Annotated in this window: 12 protein-coding genes; all 12 read right to left on the reverse strand. The window is 64.4% G+C overall.

Features of this window, described 5'->3' with window-relative positions; all coding sequences use genetic code 11:
• Positions 1-16: 16 nt before the first annotated feature.
• The 12 genes from CFB89_RS32410 to CFB89_RS32465 all read right to left on the reverse strand — a co-directional run bounded on the left by CFB89_RS32410 (position 17) and on the right by CFB89_RS32465 (position 15,450).
• Positions 17-1,099, reverse strand: a complete 1,083-nt coding sequence (locus tag CFB89_RS32410; RefSeq protein WP_089471515.1) for a glycosyltransferase — start codon at positions 1,097-1,099, stop codon at positions 17-19.
• A 52-nt stretch (positions 1,100-1,151) separates the two neighbouring features.
• Complete coding sequence (locus CFB89_RS32415; protein WP_089471516.1) at positions 1,152-2,138, reverse strand: glycosyltransferase; 987 nt, start codon at positions 2,136-2,138, stop codon at positions 1,152-1,154.
• A complete protein-coding gene (locus tag CFB89_RS32420) occupies positions 2,135-2,665 on the reverse strand; it encodes a serine O-acetyltransferase (RefSeq protein ID WP_089471734.1) in 531 nt (176 codons plus the stop codon). Before CFB89_RS32420 ends, CFB89_RS32415 begins: the two co-directional genes overlap by 4 nt.
• Before the next feature lies 1 nt (position 2,666).
• Positions 2,667-3,866 (reverse strand): capsular biosynthesis protein, encoded by a 1,200-nt coding sequence (locus CFB89_RS32425; RefSeq protein ID WP_089471517.1) that lies wholly within the window; start codon positions 3,864-3,866, stop codon positions 2,667-2,669.
• Between the two features lie 28 nt (positions 3,867-3,894).
• The gene (locus CFB89_RS32430) at positions 3,895-5,127 is read right to left on the reverse strand and encodes a lipopolysaccharide biosynthesis protein (protein WP_089471518.1); all 1,233 of its coding nucleotides are present in this window, start codon (positions 5,125-5,127) and stop codon (positions 3,895-3,897) included.
• A 63-nt stretch (positions 5,128-5,190) separates the two neighbouring features.
• Positions 5,191-7,428, reverse strand: a complete 2,238-nt coding sequence (locus tag CFB89_RS32435; protein ID WP_089471519.1) for a polysaccharide biosynthesis tyrosine autokinase — start codon at positions 7,426-7,428, stop codon at positions 5,191-5,193.
• Positions 7,429-7,480: 52 nt separating this feature from the next.
• Positions 7,481-7,915: a low molecular weight protein-tyrosine-phosphatase gene (locus CFB89_RS32440; RefSeq protein WP_089471520.1), complete on the reverse strand. Its 435-nt coding sequence runs from the start codon at positions 7,913-7,915 to the stop codon at positions 7,481-7,483.
• Complete coding sequence (locus CFB89_RS32445; protein WP_306427144.1) at positions 7,912-9,081, reverse strand: polysaccharide biosynthesis/export family protein; 1,170 nt, start codon at positions 9,079-9,081, stop codon at positions 7,912-7,914. The genes CFB89_RS32440 and CFB89_RS32445 overlap by 4 nt, the downstream gene beginning before the upstream one ends.
• 170 nt (positions 9,082-9,251) lie before the next feature.
• Entirely contained in the window at positions 9,252-10,328 is a 1,077-nt protein-coding gene (locus CFB89_RS32450) for a sugar transferase (RefSeq protein WP_089471522.1), read from the reverse strand.
• A gap of 733 nt (positions 10,329-11,061) precedes the next feature.
• A complete protein-coding gene (locus tag CFB89_RS32455) occupies positions 11,062-12,030 on the reverse strand; it encodes a helix-turn-helix domain-containing protein (protein WP_089471523.1) in 969 nt (322 codons plus the stop codon).
• A gap of 1,457 nt (positions 12,031-13,487) precedes the next feature.
• Complete coding sequence (locus CFB89_RS32460) at positions 13,488-14,312, reverse strand: alpha/beta fold hydrolase (RefSeq protein WP_089471524.1); 825 nt, start codon at positions 14,310-14,312, stop codon at positions 13,488-13,490.
• Positions 14,313-14,460: 148 nt separating this feature from the next.
• Complete coding sequence (locus CFB89_RS32465; RefSeq protein WP_089471525.1) at positions 14,461-15,450, reverse strand: LysR substrate-binding domain-containing protein; 990 nt, start codon at positions 15,448-15,450, stop codon at positions 14,461-14,463.
• Positions 15,451-15,776 lie beyond the last annotated feature (326 nt).

Raw genomic sequence — 15,776 nt, forward strand, 5'->3', positions numbered from 1 at the left:
TCGTTGCTCGCCGACGTCAGCGCTCCGCGCTCGCCGCATAGAGCGGCGCAAGCTCGCCGAACAGGCGCTCCTCGCCGAAACGCCGCCGCGCCTCGCGGTTCGCCCGGCGGCCCAGTTCCGACCGCAGTGCAGCGTCGCCGGCAAGGCGCTGCAGCCACGCGGCCGCGTCGGCGGCCGTCGCATAGATCACGCCGGTCTGCAAATGACGCACGACATCGACGTTGCCCGCACAGTCGGACACGACGACGGGCCGGCCGGCCAGCATCGCCTCGATCACCGACACCGGCATCCCTTCCCACGACGAGGTCGACAGGTACACGTCCGCGCATCCGAGCCGACGCTCGACCTCGTCGCGCGACAGCCATCCGGTCACTTCGACGCCGGCCTTTTCCAGTTCCGCCTTCGAACCATCGTCGCCGTCGCCGATCCAGACGAAGCGCGTCCCGCGCGCGCGCATGCCGTACGCGATCTGCGCGAACAGGCCCGGATTCTTTTGCGCGCGGATACCGCCGACCGTCACCACATAGACGGGGCCGTCCGGGGGCCGCGCGGCGTCGCCCGAATGCGCGGTCGACGCGGCCTCGACCACCGCGTTCTCGACCACCACCACCGGCTGACGCAGCCAGGTGCGAATCGCTCGGCTTTCACTTTCCGAGCACGCGACGTAAAGGCACTTGCGCACGCACGCGATTCTCTCCAGGCCGACGAACGCCAGCCGCTTCACGCGCGAGATGTCGCGGCGCATGAACGAGATGCAGTGCGGACTGTAGAAGAACGCCGCGTTCGGCAACGCAAACAGCGTCGACAGCCGCCCCAAAAAGCCGGCAAACGACGAATGCATGTGCACGACGTCCGGGCCGATCGCGTTGAGCGTCGCGCGCAGGCGCATCACGGTCCGCCACGGGCCCGCGCCTTTCATCTGGACGTGGCGCAACGACACCCTCGCGTCGAACATCGCGGCCAGGCCGGGCGGCGTATCGGGCCGCACCGAATAGACGACGTGCACGTCGTGCCCTTCGCGAGCGAAGCGATTTGCAATCAGGCACACCATCGACAACGTGCCTGTCGCGCTGGATTCGACTATGTGGACGATTTTCATCGGGTCCGTTCCATAAAAATGAGCCGTCGCGCACCGACGCCGAGCGACGCCGTCAAACACGCGGCCCGCGCCCCGCGACCGCATCGATATACGCGAGCACGCCGGACCCTTCGATCACGCGCCCCCATTCGAGCGACTTCATCGCGGCCGGATCGGGACGACGCGCACGAATCCGCGACAGCGGAAACAGTTCGTCGAAGATCGCCGCGCCGGTGACGTGACATGGGATGCCGAGTTCTTTCGCGGTGCGTACGTTCGACGGCGCGTCGTTGCAGACGATCTTCTTTCCGAGCGATGCGTATTCGAGCAGCTTCGTCGGCGTCTGGAAGCAATGCGGCCGGTGATACGGAAAGAAGCACACCGCGTATTCGCAGTCGCGGACAATTCGCAGCGCGTCGCGTTGCGGCACGCGGCCGACGAAGCGGATGCCCGGCGTGTTGGCGAAAGCCGCGCGGATTTCAGGCTCCGGATGGCCGACCAGCACGAGCGTGTCCGCTTCGTCGCGCCGCACGTCGCGGTAGGCGGCGAGCACCTTGTGAAAGCCGCGTTCGCGGCTCATCTCGCCGATATAGCAGAACCGCCCGGACGGCGTCGGCGCGGCGCCGGCACTGGCGTTGCCGCCGGCCGCGACATCGGCACCGGCTCCGGCCTCGACCGGATCGAAGATCCAGTCCGGCACGCCCATCGGCAGCAGCAACGCGCGCACGCCGTCGCGAAACGCCATCGCGTCGCGCATCCGCTCGTTCTGGAAGATGCGCAAATCGGGCCGCACGTTCAGCACGCGCTTCACGCGATCCTTGACGGCCGCGAGCCGGCCCACCGACAGCGAACGATAGTCGTGAATGACGAACCGCGCGGGCGGCAATGCCCGGTAGAAACCCATGATGCACCACAGGACGCATACGTCCCGGTCCGGGAAGCGCGCATACGCGTCGAGATCGCCGTCGAACACCTCGAATCCGTGCGTTCTCAGCCGACGGCCGTAGGCGGCGATCTCGGGATAGTTCGCCTTGCCGGGATGCAGAATGAACACTTTCATTTCGACTCCTTTCCGTTCTCGAGAATGCGCGCCGGCACGCCCACCGCGACGCCGCCTTCGGGCACGTCGGTCAGCACGACCGCCCCGGCGCCGATCCGCGCGCGGTCGCCGATGCGAACCTCCCCGAGCACGACGCTGTGCGCGCCGAACTCGACGCGATCGCCGATCGTCGGCACGCCGCCGAGCGTGCCGTCCTTCCGGATCGTGTTGCCGACGGTCACGCCGTGCCGCAGCGTGCAGTACGCGCCGATCGTCGCGTATCCGTTGATCACGAGGCCGGTGCCGTGATAGAGCGCGAGTCCCTTGCCGATCTTCGTCTTCGGCGGAATCTCGATGCCCATTACCCAGTCGCACAGCACGATGTACAGCAGGATCAGCGGCGCGCCGGCCACCAGCGTGAACCGGCTCCGGCACGCGAGGTAGTGCACGATTCGATAGAAGATCACCACGCCGCGCGTCTTCACGAACGCATTGCGGCGGCAGTCTTCGGCGATCGCCTCGGCGGTCTGTCGTAACGTGACGGGCATGTCAGCGCTGTCCCGCGAAAACGCGCCGCGCCGCATCGGCCGGAATATGCGCGGTGCCGAAGTAGTCGATGCCGTCGACCAGAAACGAATGGATGTACTTCAGCAGGCGCTCATGGTCGAATTCCTTGTAGAAACACCGCCCGAGCGACACCACGCGCTTGCCGTACAGCATCGCCTCCAGCCCGACCGTCGAATTGATCGTGACGACCGCATGCGCATGCCGCAACAGCTCCGTGGTCGGCGACGTGACGATCTCGAAGCGATACGTCTGCTGCAGGCGCACGACCGCGTCGATCTCGGCCGCGTCGGTTTCGGCCGGATGAAGTTTCACGAACAGGTCGGCGCTCTCGTTCGCCGCGAACGCGAACGCATGGCGAATCGCGTCGAGATTGCCGACGTCCGAGTGCAGCTTGATCTGCGTATCGCCGGACACCTGAAGCGGCAGGAATACATAGCGGCAGGTCGACAGCATGTCGGCCGACAGATGGATGGCCTGTCGCGGCGCCGGCATTCCGTTGCGCGCGCGCACGCTTGCCAGACGCCGGCGGCCGACGCCGCGGCTGACTGCCTTCAGCAAATAATTCGTCGCGGACGTGGCCTTGCGTCCGAACGACGTCCGCGCCTGCGGCAGCGGCTTCCGCTTGTCGCGCTCATAGGCCGACAGCCAGCGCGCATGCGTGTCCTCGTCGGGCAGCGGCAGGCGATCGATGACCTCGGGGTTGCGGCTGATCGTCGACAATGCATTGACGCCCAGCGAATCGACGAACAGCTTGCCCGGCAGATTCGAGATCTCGATGAAGCGGGTCGCCACGCCCTGCACCGTGCACGCCTGCCGCACCGCACGGCACACGAGCTGCTGCCCGTTCCACATCACGCACTGATCGATCCGCAAGCCGCGCAGGACCTCCGATGCGATATGGAAAATCGCCGCCGACTCGCGTTTCGCACGCGCCTCGGTCATCTGCCCGTTCATCACTTCGATCGACAGTTGGTACGGCGTGCGGTCGGCCGCTCCGCCGTCGGGCACGTCGATCGGCATCAGCCGGTTCAGGTACACCGAACGAAAACCGCCCAGCAGCAGGCCAAGATGCGCGACCGGCTCGCTCGTCAGGAATGCGAACTCGTATTCGTACCGAACCGCTTTCACCAGACGGGTGACGAAGTAATAGCGCTCAAGGGAGTCGATGACTATCAGGATCATGGTGTACTCGTTCGTCGTATCGGCGTTATCACGCCAGCGCCCCCGATCGGGACAGGTTCGCGTCGAGGACCCGGTACGTCAGCGCGATGCCCGCCGCCATCAGCGCCGCGCCGGTCAATGAAAAAATCAGTACGCTCGTCGGGGCCGCCAGGTTCGTCAGCCGCGCGATGCCCAGCGCGCCGACGAGACCCATCCCGCAGGTCAGCTGAAACAGGAAATCGACGCGCTGCGCGCGCGTGGCCAGGAAGATCTGCGACAGCGGCACATAGATCAGCTGCAGCGCGAACAGCGGCATCAGGCTGTAATAGAAGCCGACCGACCCGCGCCAGCTTGCGCCGAAGAACAGGTCGACGAGCGGCGCGAACAGCAGCAATCCGCCGGCCATGTACACGACGGCGAGAGCCGCGAGCGCGCGCGCGTAGGTGCGGTACACCCGATGCACCGCCGAGCCGGCATCCGGTCGCGCCATCGCGCCGATCGCGTCGCGCCGAAACACGCCGCCGACGCTCTGCGCGATCAGCGAAACCGGAAAGAACCCGAGCCGGTAAGCCGCGGCGAAGTAGCCGGCACTCTGCGCGTCGAACCAGTGTGGGATTGCGATCGCCAGCGCATAGGTCAGCACCGACGCGCACAGCGTCGACGGCAGGATGTACAGCGCGAACCGGCGATTCCTGACGAAGAAACCCGGCGACAACCGGAACGAATACCCTGCGCGATAGCCGCTCAGCACGATCGCGGCGGCCATCACGATCGACACTGCGGCGCTCACCCACGCGTACAGCGCGAATATGTCGACCTTGCCGCACGCCAGGCAGGCGAGCGACAGCACGAGACCGATCAGGAACCCACCGTTGACGACCACGCGCGACAGCGCAATCCATCCGTAGCGTCTGAGGCTGTTCAGGTGGGCGCCGGCAGCCAGCTGGACGAACGATGCCAGCGCATAGACGGCGACGGGATAGAGGTCCGCGCGGCGAGCGATCGCGATCAGCACCCCGCCCGCGGCGGCGACCATCAAGCTCAGCACCGTCACGTTCACCCATGCGTTGAACGATTCGCGCGGCGAATCGTCGACGCACGCGAGTTCGTAGCGCAATGCGAGCAGCGTGCCGACGAACGACGCCAGCGCGAGCAGATAGTTGAAGTGGCCGAGCGACGCCGGCCCGAACCGACGGCCGATCACGAAGATGCAGACGAACAGCGCGATCTGCCCCATCACGACGCCGGCCAGCGAAACGATTGAATCCCGCGGATTGATCATCGCGCCTCCGTACGCCGCGCGCGACCGTATTCGCATGCCGGGCCGCCGGCTGCGCTGGACGTATCACGCATCCTGCGCCCCGTACTCGTATGCGACATAGCGATAACCGCCGTACTTCGACCCGTATCCGTACTGTCCGAGCCGCGGATTGACACCGTTGAAGATGACGCCGTTCAGGCGAACGCCGTTTTGCGCGAAGCGTTTCGCGGATTCGTCGATCTCGCCGAGCTTCGTCTTGCCCGCCATCGTGACGAGCAGCGCGGTACCGGCGAATGCGCCGAGAATGCCGGTATCGGGCACGGCGAGCACGGGTGCCGAGTCGATCACGACGATGTCGTAACACGGCGACAGGCCGTCGAGCAGCGTCGAGAGATTGCGGTTCAACAGCAGTTCCGCGGGATTTTTCGGCATCGTGCCGGCCGAGATGAAGTCGAGCCCCTCGACCACCTCGCGATGAAGCACCTCCTCCACGCGTGCGCTGCCGGCAATCAGCTCCGTGAAGCCACGGCCGCGCGGAAAGCCGAGATAGTGGTGCATTCGGCCCTTGCGAATGTCGCCGTCGATCAGCAGCACGCGCTTCCCGGCGCTGGCCATCACGACCGCGAGGTTCGACGAGATGAAGGTCTTGCCGGCGCCCGGCGCGGGGCCGGCAATCAGCACGACGTTGTTCTTCGCCTCGAGCATCGCGAACTGCAGGGCGGTGCGCAGGCTCCGCAGGCACTCGACGGCCGGCTCGTTCGGGAAAGCGATCGACAGGACCGACTTGTGGCCGCTCTTGCGCGCGGCCTCTTCGGCCAGGTCGCGCTGACGGTCGCTGATCGGGACCGTCGCGTACACCGCGAGGCCGAGGCGGCGCTCGATCTCGTTGTGATCCGAGATGCCATGGAACAGCATCGAGCGGACGATCGCGGTGCCGCAGCCGGCGAGCAGCCCGAGCAGCAGCGACGCCAGCGCGACGAGCACCTTCTTCGGCCGCACCGCCACTTCCGGCACCGCGGCCGTGTCCACGAGGCGCACGTTGCCGACCTTGCCGGCCTGCACGAGCTGCAGCTGCTGCATGTTGTTCAGCAATGCCGTGTAGAGGTCGGTGTTGACCTTCACGTCGAGCATCAGCCGCACGGCCTCCTGCTGCAGATCCGGCAGGCGCCTGATCTGCAGCTCGGCGGCGTTCCGATAGCCGTTCAGCGCGGCGATTTGCTCGTCGATCACGGCCACGCTCGGGTGCCGTTCGGTGAAACGGGACATCAGCTCCTGCCGCTTCTGCTGCAACTCGAGCAGGCGCGTCTTCGCATCCGCGATCTGGGCCAGCGCGAGCTTCGCCTCCTCGGTGAGGTCGACCGTGCCATGCTCGTCGCGCAGCTTGGTCAGGCGCGCTTCGGAATCGGCCAGTTGCTGCTTGAGCTGCGGCAATTGCGCGGTGAGAAATTCAAGCGACTGCGCGGCCTCCGCCGATTTCCGCTCGATGTTCTGCCGCACGTACTGGCGGCCGATTTCGTTCATCGTGTCGCTGACCCATTTCGGATCGGTATCCTGAAGACTGGCAACGACGACGTCCGATTGCTTCACGCGTTCCTGCACGTTGAGGCGGTCGCGGATGTCCTCGATCGTCTTCAGCCGCGAGTGGCGAACCAGCATGAACGCGGCGCCCGGCTTCGCGGCGATCGATGCGACCTGCAGCACGATCGGGCCGCGCGGCGACTCGAAGCGTTCGAGCGCGCCGACGGTGCCCTCGACCGGCGCATCGAGATCGCCGCCGTCGAGCCGATAGCGCTTGCCCCCGAGGCTCGTCAGCGTAAACGCGTCGCCTTCGTTCTTGCGCGGCACGTCGAAACGCTGCACGTCGATGCGTTCGCGGCCCCACGCGTAGCCGCCCAGGCCGGCGAGGCCGGGTTCGGACAAGCCGTCGCGATGGCGCGCGATCCAGTCGCCGATCAGCGGAAAGCGCTTCGGCTCCGCGTCGATGAACAGGTTGAGCTTGTCGACCGCACGTTCGACGACGAGGCGCGACGCGAGAATCTGCTGCTCGGCGGCGGCCGACGACTTGACGTCGAACAGCGCCGACACGTCGCCGAGCAACGACTTGGCAGCCGACGTGTCGGGACTGTCCTCGACCTGGACCATGATGTTGGCTTCGAACACGGGCTTGCCGAGAATCGCGTACGCGAGGCCGGCCGCGAGCAGCACGCACGTGATGGTCGCGATCAGCCAGCGGCTTTCCAGCAGAATGTCGAGCACCGCGACGAAATCGGTCTCGCTGCCGTCTTCGGCGGCTTGCGGCGGCGGGGCGGGGGGTTGGGTCATGGCAACGATATGAGGCGTAGGGGTTCCAGTGGAGCGTCGGCCGACGGCGGCTTCAGACGATGCGAAGGCGCTTCGACCACTCTGACACGCCGAGTTCGATCAGTCGCGCGCAGCGTTCGAACACGAACCTGGGCTGGCGGTAAGGGTCGTGCACGTCGAAGTCCGTGTATTCGCCGAGACGAAACACGCGTCCCCGCACGAACGGGAACCGGTTCTCGAGCGACGTGCGCTGTCGACGGTCCATCACGAGGATCAGGTCGGCGTCGGTACACAACGCGCGGTCGACCTGCCGGGCACGATGCGGCGACACGTCGAACCCGCGCAGGCGCATGACGTCCAGTGCGTACGGTGCGGCCGGCATGCCGACCAGCGCGTTCAGGCCGGCCGACGCGACGCGGCGCCCCGGCATCGACTGACGCAGCATCGCTTCGGCCATCGGGCTGCGGCAGACGTTGCCCTCGCAGACGATCAGGATGGACTCCATCATTTGGTCGCGATCGCCGCGGTCAGGCCGGCATTGATGGCCGGCAGCAACAGGCTGAGCACGCGGCTGAAGCGGACGAGCCCGTTGCCGTCGACGTAGACGACATCCTTCGGCTTCAACTGGAATTGATTGGCGAGCACCATCGCGACCGGCGAGCGGGCATCGAGGTGATAGACCTGCGGCTGCGCGTCCTGCATCCCGCGCACCACGTAGAGCTGCGCGGCGTCGGCAGTGTTCGCGTTCAGGCTGCCGGCCTGCGCGATCGCCTCGCTCAACGTCAGCCGGCCGTTGCGCATCGGCAACGCCGTCACGGGCTTGTTGACCTCGCCCATCACGAATACGCCGCTCTCGTCGCGCGCCGGCACGCGCACGAGGTCGCCGTTGCGCAGCACGATCTTCGACGGATTGCGTCCTTGCTCGGCCATCCCGGTCAGATCGATCCGGCGCTCGACGCCGTCGCGCACCAGCACGATGCGACTCTGGTCGGCCCCCGCCGAGAAGCCGCCTGCCCGCCCTATCGCGTCATACAGCGTCATCGGGATGTCGTTCACCGGCTGCGAGCCCGGCGTATGCACCTCGCCCTCGATATAAACCTGCTTCGCGCGGAACGAGGCGATCCGCACCGTGACCTGGGGATTCCTGAACGTTTTGTCGAGACGGCGCGCAAGCTGCGTCTGCACCTGCTCGGCCGTCAACCCGGCGACCGGCAGCCGGCCCGCGTACGGGAATTGCAGCGTGCCGTCCTGATCGACGACGAACCCCGGCGGCGCATCCGCGGCGCGCGGCGCGGACTGTGCGGGCGCGCCGAGCGCCGCCGCCAGTTCGGGGTGATCCCATACGGTGATCTGCAACACGTCGCCGCGGCCAATGGTGTATGCATCCGGCGACGAGACGATATCGCGAAGCTCGCCGGGCATACCGCGTTCGGTATCGCGCATGCGCCGGATCAGCGACAGATCGATATTCGTCACCGGAACCGGCAGCGTGGCGCTCTCGCCGGGCGTCATGCCGCTTTGCAGCGGAATCGACGCCGGCTGCTGCATACGCATGCCCGGCGCGATACCGCACGCGCCCAGCAACGCACACAGCGGCAGGATCATCACGAGTGGGCCGACACGCGATCGTCGGCGCGGCGCGCGCGCCGGCTCCATTTGACGCAACCTCTGCATTACAACCTCGCTCTTTTTTAGTCTGAAATTGCTCCGGTCGCCTCGCGTCGTGTCGACCGCGAGTACAGCACCCCTGTCGAGACCGGACATGCCTGCTGCCACACCGTACCGTTGCGCCGGCTCCCGCGACGCGCGATCGAATCGCCTTCTCCGCGTGCGGATGGAAATGGCTAGTAAGCCCCCGAGCCGCGCACCACCACGTTGATCGTCCTGAACAGAATGCCGATGTCGCGGCGCAGCGACCAATCGCGAACGTAGGACACGTCGAGCGACACGCGCGTCGAATAGTCGGTGTCGTTGCGGCCGCTGACCTGCCAGAGGCCGGTCATGCCGGGCTTGGCCATCAGGTAGTAGCGCACGTCGGCGCCGTAGCGTTCGAGTTCGGCCTCGACGATGGGGCGCGGCCCGACCAGGCTCATGTCGCCCTTCAGCACGTTCAGCAACTGCGGCAGTTCGTCGAGGCTCGTCTTGCGCAGCAGGCGGCCGATCGGCGTGATGCGGACATCGTTCTTCAGCTTGAATTCGCGCGCCCATTCCGCCCGGGCGTCGGCGTCGCGCTCCAGCAGCGCCTTGAGCACCGCATCGGCGTTCGTCACCATCGAGCGGAATTTCAGGCACTTGAACCGCCGGCCGTTTCGGCCGACACGCTCGTGCCCGAAGATCGCGGGACCGCCATCGCGCCTCACGGCCCACGCGATGCCCAGCAATGCCGGCGCGAGCACGACGAGCAGCAACGACGCGCCCACCAGGTCGAAGCTCCGCTTGACCATTCGCTTGAGGCGCCCGACCGTCCGGTGGCCGATCTCCAGCTGGCCGCGCAGGTCCGCGTGTGCGATCGCCGCCGCGCGCACCTGACCGCCCGCACGCTCGATCACGCCAAAGATCGCGAGCGTCAGCGCGCGGAATGCGATCAGGCCGATCCCGCTGGCGAGCGTCCAGCACACGAACCACTCGCTCGACAGCACATGCGCACGATGCAGCACGTAAAGCAGCGCGGTGCTCATGCCCTGCACGACGATCCATGCAAGCACCGTGCGCCCGAGCAGGTGCAGCGCCGATCGCGTTCGCGCCCTCTCGTAGATGCCGCAGGCGGGAAATACCGACAACGCCAGCGCGGCGGCAAACGCGACGAGAGCACCGTCGAACAGGGTGCCGCGCGCACCGCCGGTCGCACCGATCAACGCGGGGATGAACGCGCCCAGCACGATCATTCCGATATCGGTCGCTCGATTGATCAATGAATTCATTGATATGAACTCCTAAGTCATCATCCAATATCCATTCACGACGCAGTGCGGCATCACGTCATGCGGCACGCTGGTTGCGGCGCCTCTGCTTCAACGTTTCCGCAGTGCATCATATTCGCCGCGACTCGCGCCTTTATCGATTGCGTCCGAATCCGCCTTGTTGATGGCGGAACAAATCAAGCCGATTCCGCGAGCGAATTATTCAAGCTATTTCCCGAATCGAGCGATGCACGAATAACGTGCGTTCGCACCCATTCATGCACGGATTCGGATCAGATGTACGACACGACTTTCATCTCGATTTGCAATTCGACGCGGCCGTCATTGCCCGCGCACGGAGCACGCGCATGCATCGCCTGGCGCGTCTCAGCCTACGAGCGAGCATTGGCCGGACTACAGCACTCGATGCTCGCTCAACGAATAAAAAGGCCTGCACGGTTCGCTCACGACGATCCGGCAGGCAAAATTCCGAGGAGTGCCGGGGTGCCGCCTCCTCGAAAGGCCAGGCGATAAATTAATCAGCGGAAATACGCGTGGGTTGATTCATGTCCGACCATGCCACGATTGTGGCCGAATCCGCCTTTACCCTATCAGAATTGACTACACTTCTTATTTGCGATCCGAATTAATAAAAAAGTCACGCCGACCAAACATCGATATCCACGTATGGATTTGAATTCGGGCAAAGAGATTACGTCGATTGGTGGAAAATGGCGAATTGCGATCGCCCGCTCTAGGACGACGCGCCGCTCATCCAGCCGCCCAAATCCGACGCGTACAGCGTGTCCGCCGAGGCGTCACTGTCTTTTCGTGCCGCTGCCCGAAATTCGGTCGGCGACGTCTGCAAGTGCTGGCGAAACAGTTTCGCCATCCGATCGCCGCTGCCGAGGCCGGTACGCCGCGCGACCTTGTCCGCCGGAAGATCCGTCTCGATCAGCATGCGGCAGGCCTTTTCGAGGCGTATCCTCAGCACGAACTCGGTCGGCGTGACACCGATTTCGTTCTTGAAGCGCCGCAAGAAATTGCGCTCGCTCATCGCGGCGGCCTGCGCGGCATCGGCGATCGAAATGCGGTTCTCGCTATTGACCCGCAGATGATGCGCGGCCATCCGGATCAGCGTGCTCGCACGGGCGACGCGTGCGCCGAACAGCACGTCGGTCAGTTTGCGGTTCGCGCCGGACACCATGCACATCACGATTTCCTGCGCGATTTCGTAACCCATGTCCACCCGGACGATCGACAACGCATCGGAGAAAGGCCCGTCGTCTTCGTCGCCGGCGGCTTCATCGTCATCGCGGCCGACAGACGACGCGCCGCCGTCCGTTCCTGGCGCGGCTTTCTCTATCTCCTTCTGCGCCAGGCGCATCTGCGTCAGCAATCTCCGGCCGCCATGGCTGCCGCGCACGACCCGCGCCCGCTGATGGACATGCCGGACCCACGCAATAAACTGTTCGTCGAGTTCGTCGGTCCCGCCTTGACCGCTCAACACGAACATCGCGTGCACCCTGCTGGCTTCGAGTGTGCGCGCTGCTTCCGTCCAGATGCCCACGCCCGACGACGAACGAACCGGGCCGCCATGCACGGAATACAGGCGCAATTCGTAACGGTCGACGAATGCACCATCGACCCGCCCGAGCTGATTCGCCAGTTCGAAAACGGCGGCCAGCTTGCCCATCTGCATAATGGAAAAACCCTCGAGCAACAGTACGATTACGCTTGCTCGCTGATGTCCGTTGCCGGCGCCTCTACCCCGATTCACGCTTGACCCCGTCGATGAATGATTCGGCACTGTTTGCATCTTGCGGCCCTTTAACAATTTCTTACATTTGTTGTTTTCTGCGCCGCATCATAAGGGGCGGTTCTCGTTCGCCGATTTGTCAATGTCTGTTTTCGCCGTGTTGTTGTCGGATTCAATCAAGCCAATGATATGGAACTATTTATTGAAATTCGTCAATTTCGGTGAAGATACGGTCACGCCATTTCGCGGGAAATTGACGTGCATCAATGTTAAGAAATATAAATCGGGATAACGCAGGCAGGGGGATATCGCCGGTAATGAAGAAAAACCGAAATCGATCGAATGCGTCGCCTTTTCCGAGTGGCGCCGCCGCAATGGGCGAGCGGGTCGTATCGCGGGGACCCCACGCGGGCGAGGGTGAGAGCCGTTTCAGGCGCGCATGGTCGATGTCGCTCAGGTCGGGATGAAAGCGGCCTGCAATAAAGCACGTGGCTGCACACGCCGACATGCCGTCGAGCCCAAACCCTGGCCAGTATTCCGATTGCTCGCGCGCTCCGGTGGAACGTTTGCGTCAAAGCTGGATACTCCGATTTTCGACTTCACCCGGGCTAGTCGTTGGAATTAGGCGAATCGGTGGTGCCGCGAGTGCATCGCACACGCATCGATTTCGCGCAAACGTTCATCTGGGGGATTTGGGTGCGCATTTAAGGAAAATTCAGATCGTATGTGACCTCGGATCGGTAATGAAATACCGGCGCCATCGTCGAATCTCTCGGTATAGCGTCACGCAAACGTTTGTCGTTGAAGACGCCCAGGAGCCGATACATGGACCGCGTGAAATTCCCGAGAATTACACGCGATTACTATTGATTACACGAGATGATTCGCCCGGGTGCCGGATCCTGTGCGGTTTATCGGACTTGTCGGCATCGATCCGTCATAGGGCATTCGTCCGGCGGGCGCTCATCGAATTCGGATCGACTTCTTTCGATGGGCGTTGCGCGTCGGTCGAATGCGGCACATGCGATATGCGCGCTGCCCTATCCGCACCGCCGGCCCGGGATCACGAAAGGAGAAAACGGTTGCGGGCTACCACGCCAGATGCGTTTCAGTCATGCACCCGGTGCGCAACAAACTTTCACTCGTACTTCCGATTTTCGTGCGTCGACAGGAAACGCTCAATGTCCAATCGAATCGGTAGTACTCCGGACGACGGATGGTCGATCGCATACATTCTGCCACGCGACCCGACAGCGGCGCTCACGCCAACGCCCAACGCCCAACGCCCAACGCCCAACGCCCAACGCCCAACGCCCAACGCAATCAGGATCATAGAAACTCGGCAGCCGCGCGCATGTCCGTCCGACAATTCCGACCGCTGCGCGGCGCCGAGCGTGCGGGCGTCGCCGTTCGCGCGATCGTCAGTTCGACGGCAGTTGCTGCGCGTCGAACCAGTCGAGCAGCGTGCGCGTGACGAACGCCGGATTTTCCAGGTTCGAGATATGGCCGGCGTCGGGCACCAGCGCATGCGCGCAGCCGATCACGCTCGCCATCTTCACGGTTTCCGACGGCGGGCGCGCCATGTCGCCCGCGCCGCACATCAGCAGGGTGCGCGCGGCATCGAGTTCGGCGAGTGTCGCGAGCGTATCGGGCCGGCCGAAGATCAGCCGGCCGAGCGGCGCGATCGATTGCCGCAGCCGGTCGGCCGGCAGGTTCGCGAGCACATCGCGAAACGCCGTCGGCAACGGGTCGTCGAGATTGACGTCCGGCCGGAAGAACAGCGGCACGATCGCGTCGAGCAGCGGCGGCGCGATGCGGCCCGCGGCCTCGATCGCGTCGAGCATCGCGAAGTAGCGGGTGCGCGTCGCATCGGGTTCGGCTTCGAGCGACGCATCCATGATCACGAGCGAGCGCACGCGCTGCGGCTCGCGCAACGCGAGCCGGGCGCCCCACATGCCGCCGACGCTGAGCCCGACGATCGCGCACTGTTCGATCTCCAGCGCGTCGAGCAACGCGCTTGCGTGCGCGGCGAGATCGTCGAGCGTGTGCGTGCCGCTCGGCAGCGCGTCCGATTCGCCATGCCCCCACAGATCCGGCACGATCACGCGATAGCGTCGCGACAATGCGTCGATTTGCGGCGCCCACATCGTCGCGTCCCACAGATAGCTGTGCCCGAGTAGCACCGGAAAACCGGCGCCGCGATCGAGGTAGTGCAGGGTACTGCCATGAATGCTGTGTGCGGGCATGCGGTCTCCGGGGTGTCAAGACGCGGCGGTGGCCCGGAAACGGGTGCCGCGGTCGGCGGCGTTCTGCGACGAACGCGAAGCGGCGCATCATCGCACAGGTTGCAGGTGCCGCGCATGACGCCGCGCGCGACGCATTCGCAGCGCCGCGCTAGCCGACGCGGTACATCGGCAGCACGTTGCTGCCGGCGCTCTCCTGCTCCGTCTCGAGCGAATGACACGCTTGTTCGAGCAGCCAGTTGGTCAGCACCGCGATATCGAATTCGTTGCACGCATCGGGGTTCTGCACGAGCATGTAGCTGCCCGATGCAACGGTGCAGTGCGGGAACAGCTCGACGAGCCGCCCCTGCTTCAACAGCCCGTCGACCAGCGGCCGCCTGCCGATCGCGATGCCGTGGCCGTCGACCGCGGCCTGGACCAGTTGATCGTACTGGCTAAAGTGCAGCGCGCCGGCCGGCCGCAGCCGCGGCACGCCGAGTTCCTTCAGCAAATGGCTCCACCCATGCCATGGCCACTCGCCGCGCGGATCGTCGAGGTGCAGCAGCACGTGCTTGTCGAGGTCGGCCGGCCTCATCGACGCGGCGTCGCCCGCCGCCACCAGGCTCGGGCTGCACACCGCGACGACCCGCTCGCGAAACAGCACGTCCGTATCGTCGGTCGACGTATACGGGCCTGCATAGCGCACGGCCAGGTGCAAACGTTTGCGCTTGAGATCTTCGATTTCGCTCGTGGCCGACACGCGCACGTCGATGTCCGGATAGCTGGCGCGGAACGAACCGAGGCGTGGAATCAGCCACAGCGCGGCGAACGAGACGGTGGTCGACAACGAGATGGCGCGCTGGCCGACACTCGACGACAGCTTGCCGACCACCGATTCCAAGTCGGACAACGCGAACGAGATCGCGTCGTACAGCTCGCGCCCCTTGTCGGTCAGCGTCAACGAACGAATGTGCCGATGGAACAGCTCGATCCGGAGCTGCTCTTCGAGCGCCTTGACCTGCCGACTCACGGCAGATTGCGTGACGTTCAGTTCCTGCCCCGCCCGCGTGAAGCTCAAATGGCGCGCCGCGCATTCGAAGCCCCGCAGGAAATCCAGCGAAGGCAGACTTCTCAATCGCTTTGCCAATCTCACATTAGCCATACCGCCGCCTCAAAGTTGCACCCATCGACCGATAAGTCGCCCTTCGTCTCCCTGAATCGTTTCTCCTATTTGGATTCGGAAACGATTTTATCTTGAAGTATGGAGGCACAGCATTCTTATTTTCAATCGTGACACTTGTATTTATCTATCGATTTTCATCGCATCGACTTACTTACACCAACATTGTCCATGTAGTGATTTTGTAAATTAATATCCGAACGAATCCGCCCCCCAAGATAGTCGATAAACCCCCGTAAAAACATAGAATTACCATAAAAACACGACGCTCTCATGCCGGGTTCGTCGCGCAAACAGACGCAACACCA

It is taken from the genome of Burkholderia sp. AU16741 (genome assembly GCF_002223345.1).
In the GTDB taxonomy this organism is placed as follows: domain Bacteria; phylum Pseudomonadota; class Gammaproteobacteria; order Burkholderiales; family Burkholderiaceae; genus Burkholderia; species Burkholderia sola.

Bases quoted from the DNA above. Each gene is read 5' to 3' on its own strand.
- CFB89_RS32410 (WP_089471515.1), bottom strand. From the start codon at position 1,099: ATGAAAATCGTCCACATAGTCGAATCCAGCGCGACAGGCACGTTGTCG.
- CFB89_RS32415 (WP_089471516.1), bottom strand. From the start codon at position 2,138: ATGAAAGTGTTCATTCTGCATCCCGGCAAGGCGAACTATCCCGAGATC.
- CFB89_RS32420 (WP_089471734.1), bottom strand. From the start codon at position 2,665: ATGCCCGTCACGTTACGACAGACCGCCGAGGCGATCGCCGAAGACTGC.
- CFB89_RS32425 (WP_089471517.1), bottom strand. From the start codon at position 3,866: ATGATCCTGATAGTCATCGACTCCCTTGAGCGCTATTACTTCGTCACC.
- CFB89_RS32430 (WP_089471518.1), bottom strand. From the start codon at position 5,127: ATGATCAATCCGCGGGATTCAATCGTTTCGCTGGCCGGCGTCGTGATG.
- CFB89_RS32435 (WP_089471519.1), bottom strand. From the start codon at position 7,428: ATGACCCAACCCCCCGCCCCGCCGCCGCAAGCCGCCGAAGACGGCAGC.
- CFB89_RS32440 (WP_089471520.1), bottom strand. From the start codon at position 7,915: ATGATGGAGTCCATCCTGATCGTCTGCGAGGGCAACGTCTGCCGCAGC.
- CFB89_RS32445 (WP_306427144.1), bottom strand. From the start codon at position 9,081: ATGCAGAGGTTGCGTCAAATGGAGCCGGCGCGCGCGCCGCGCCGACGA.
- CFB89_RS32450 (WP_089471522.1), bottom strand. From the start codon at position 10,328: ATGAATTCATTGATCAATCGAGCGACCGATATCGGAATGATCGTGCTG.
- CFB89_RS32460 (WP_089471524.1), bottom strand. From the start codon at position 14,312: ATGCCCGCACACAGCATTCATGGCAGTACCCTGCACTACCTCGATCGC.
- CFB89_RS32465 (WP_089471525.1), bottom strand. From the start codon at position 15,450: ATGGCTAATGTGAGATTGGCAAAGCGATTGAGAAGTCTGCCTTCGCTG.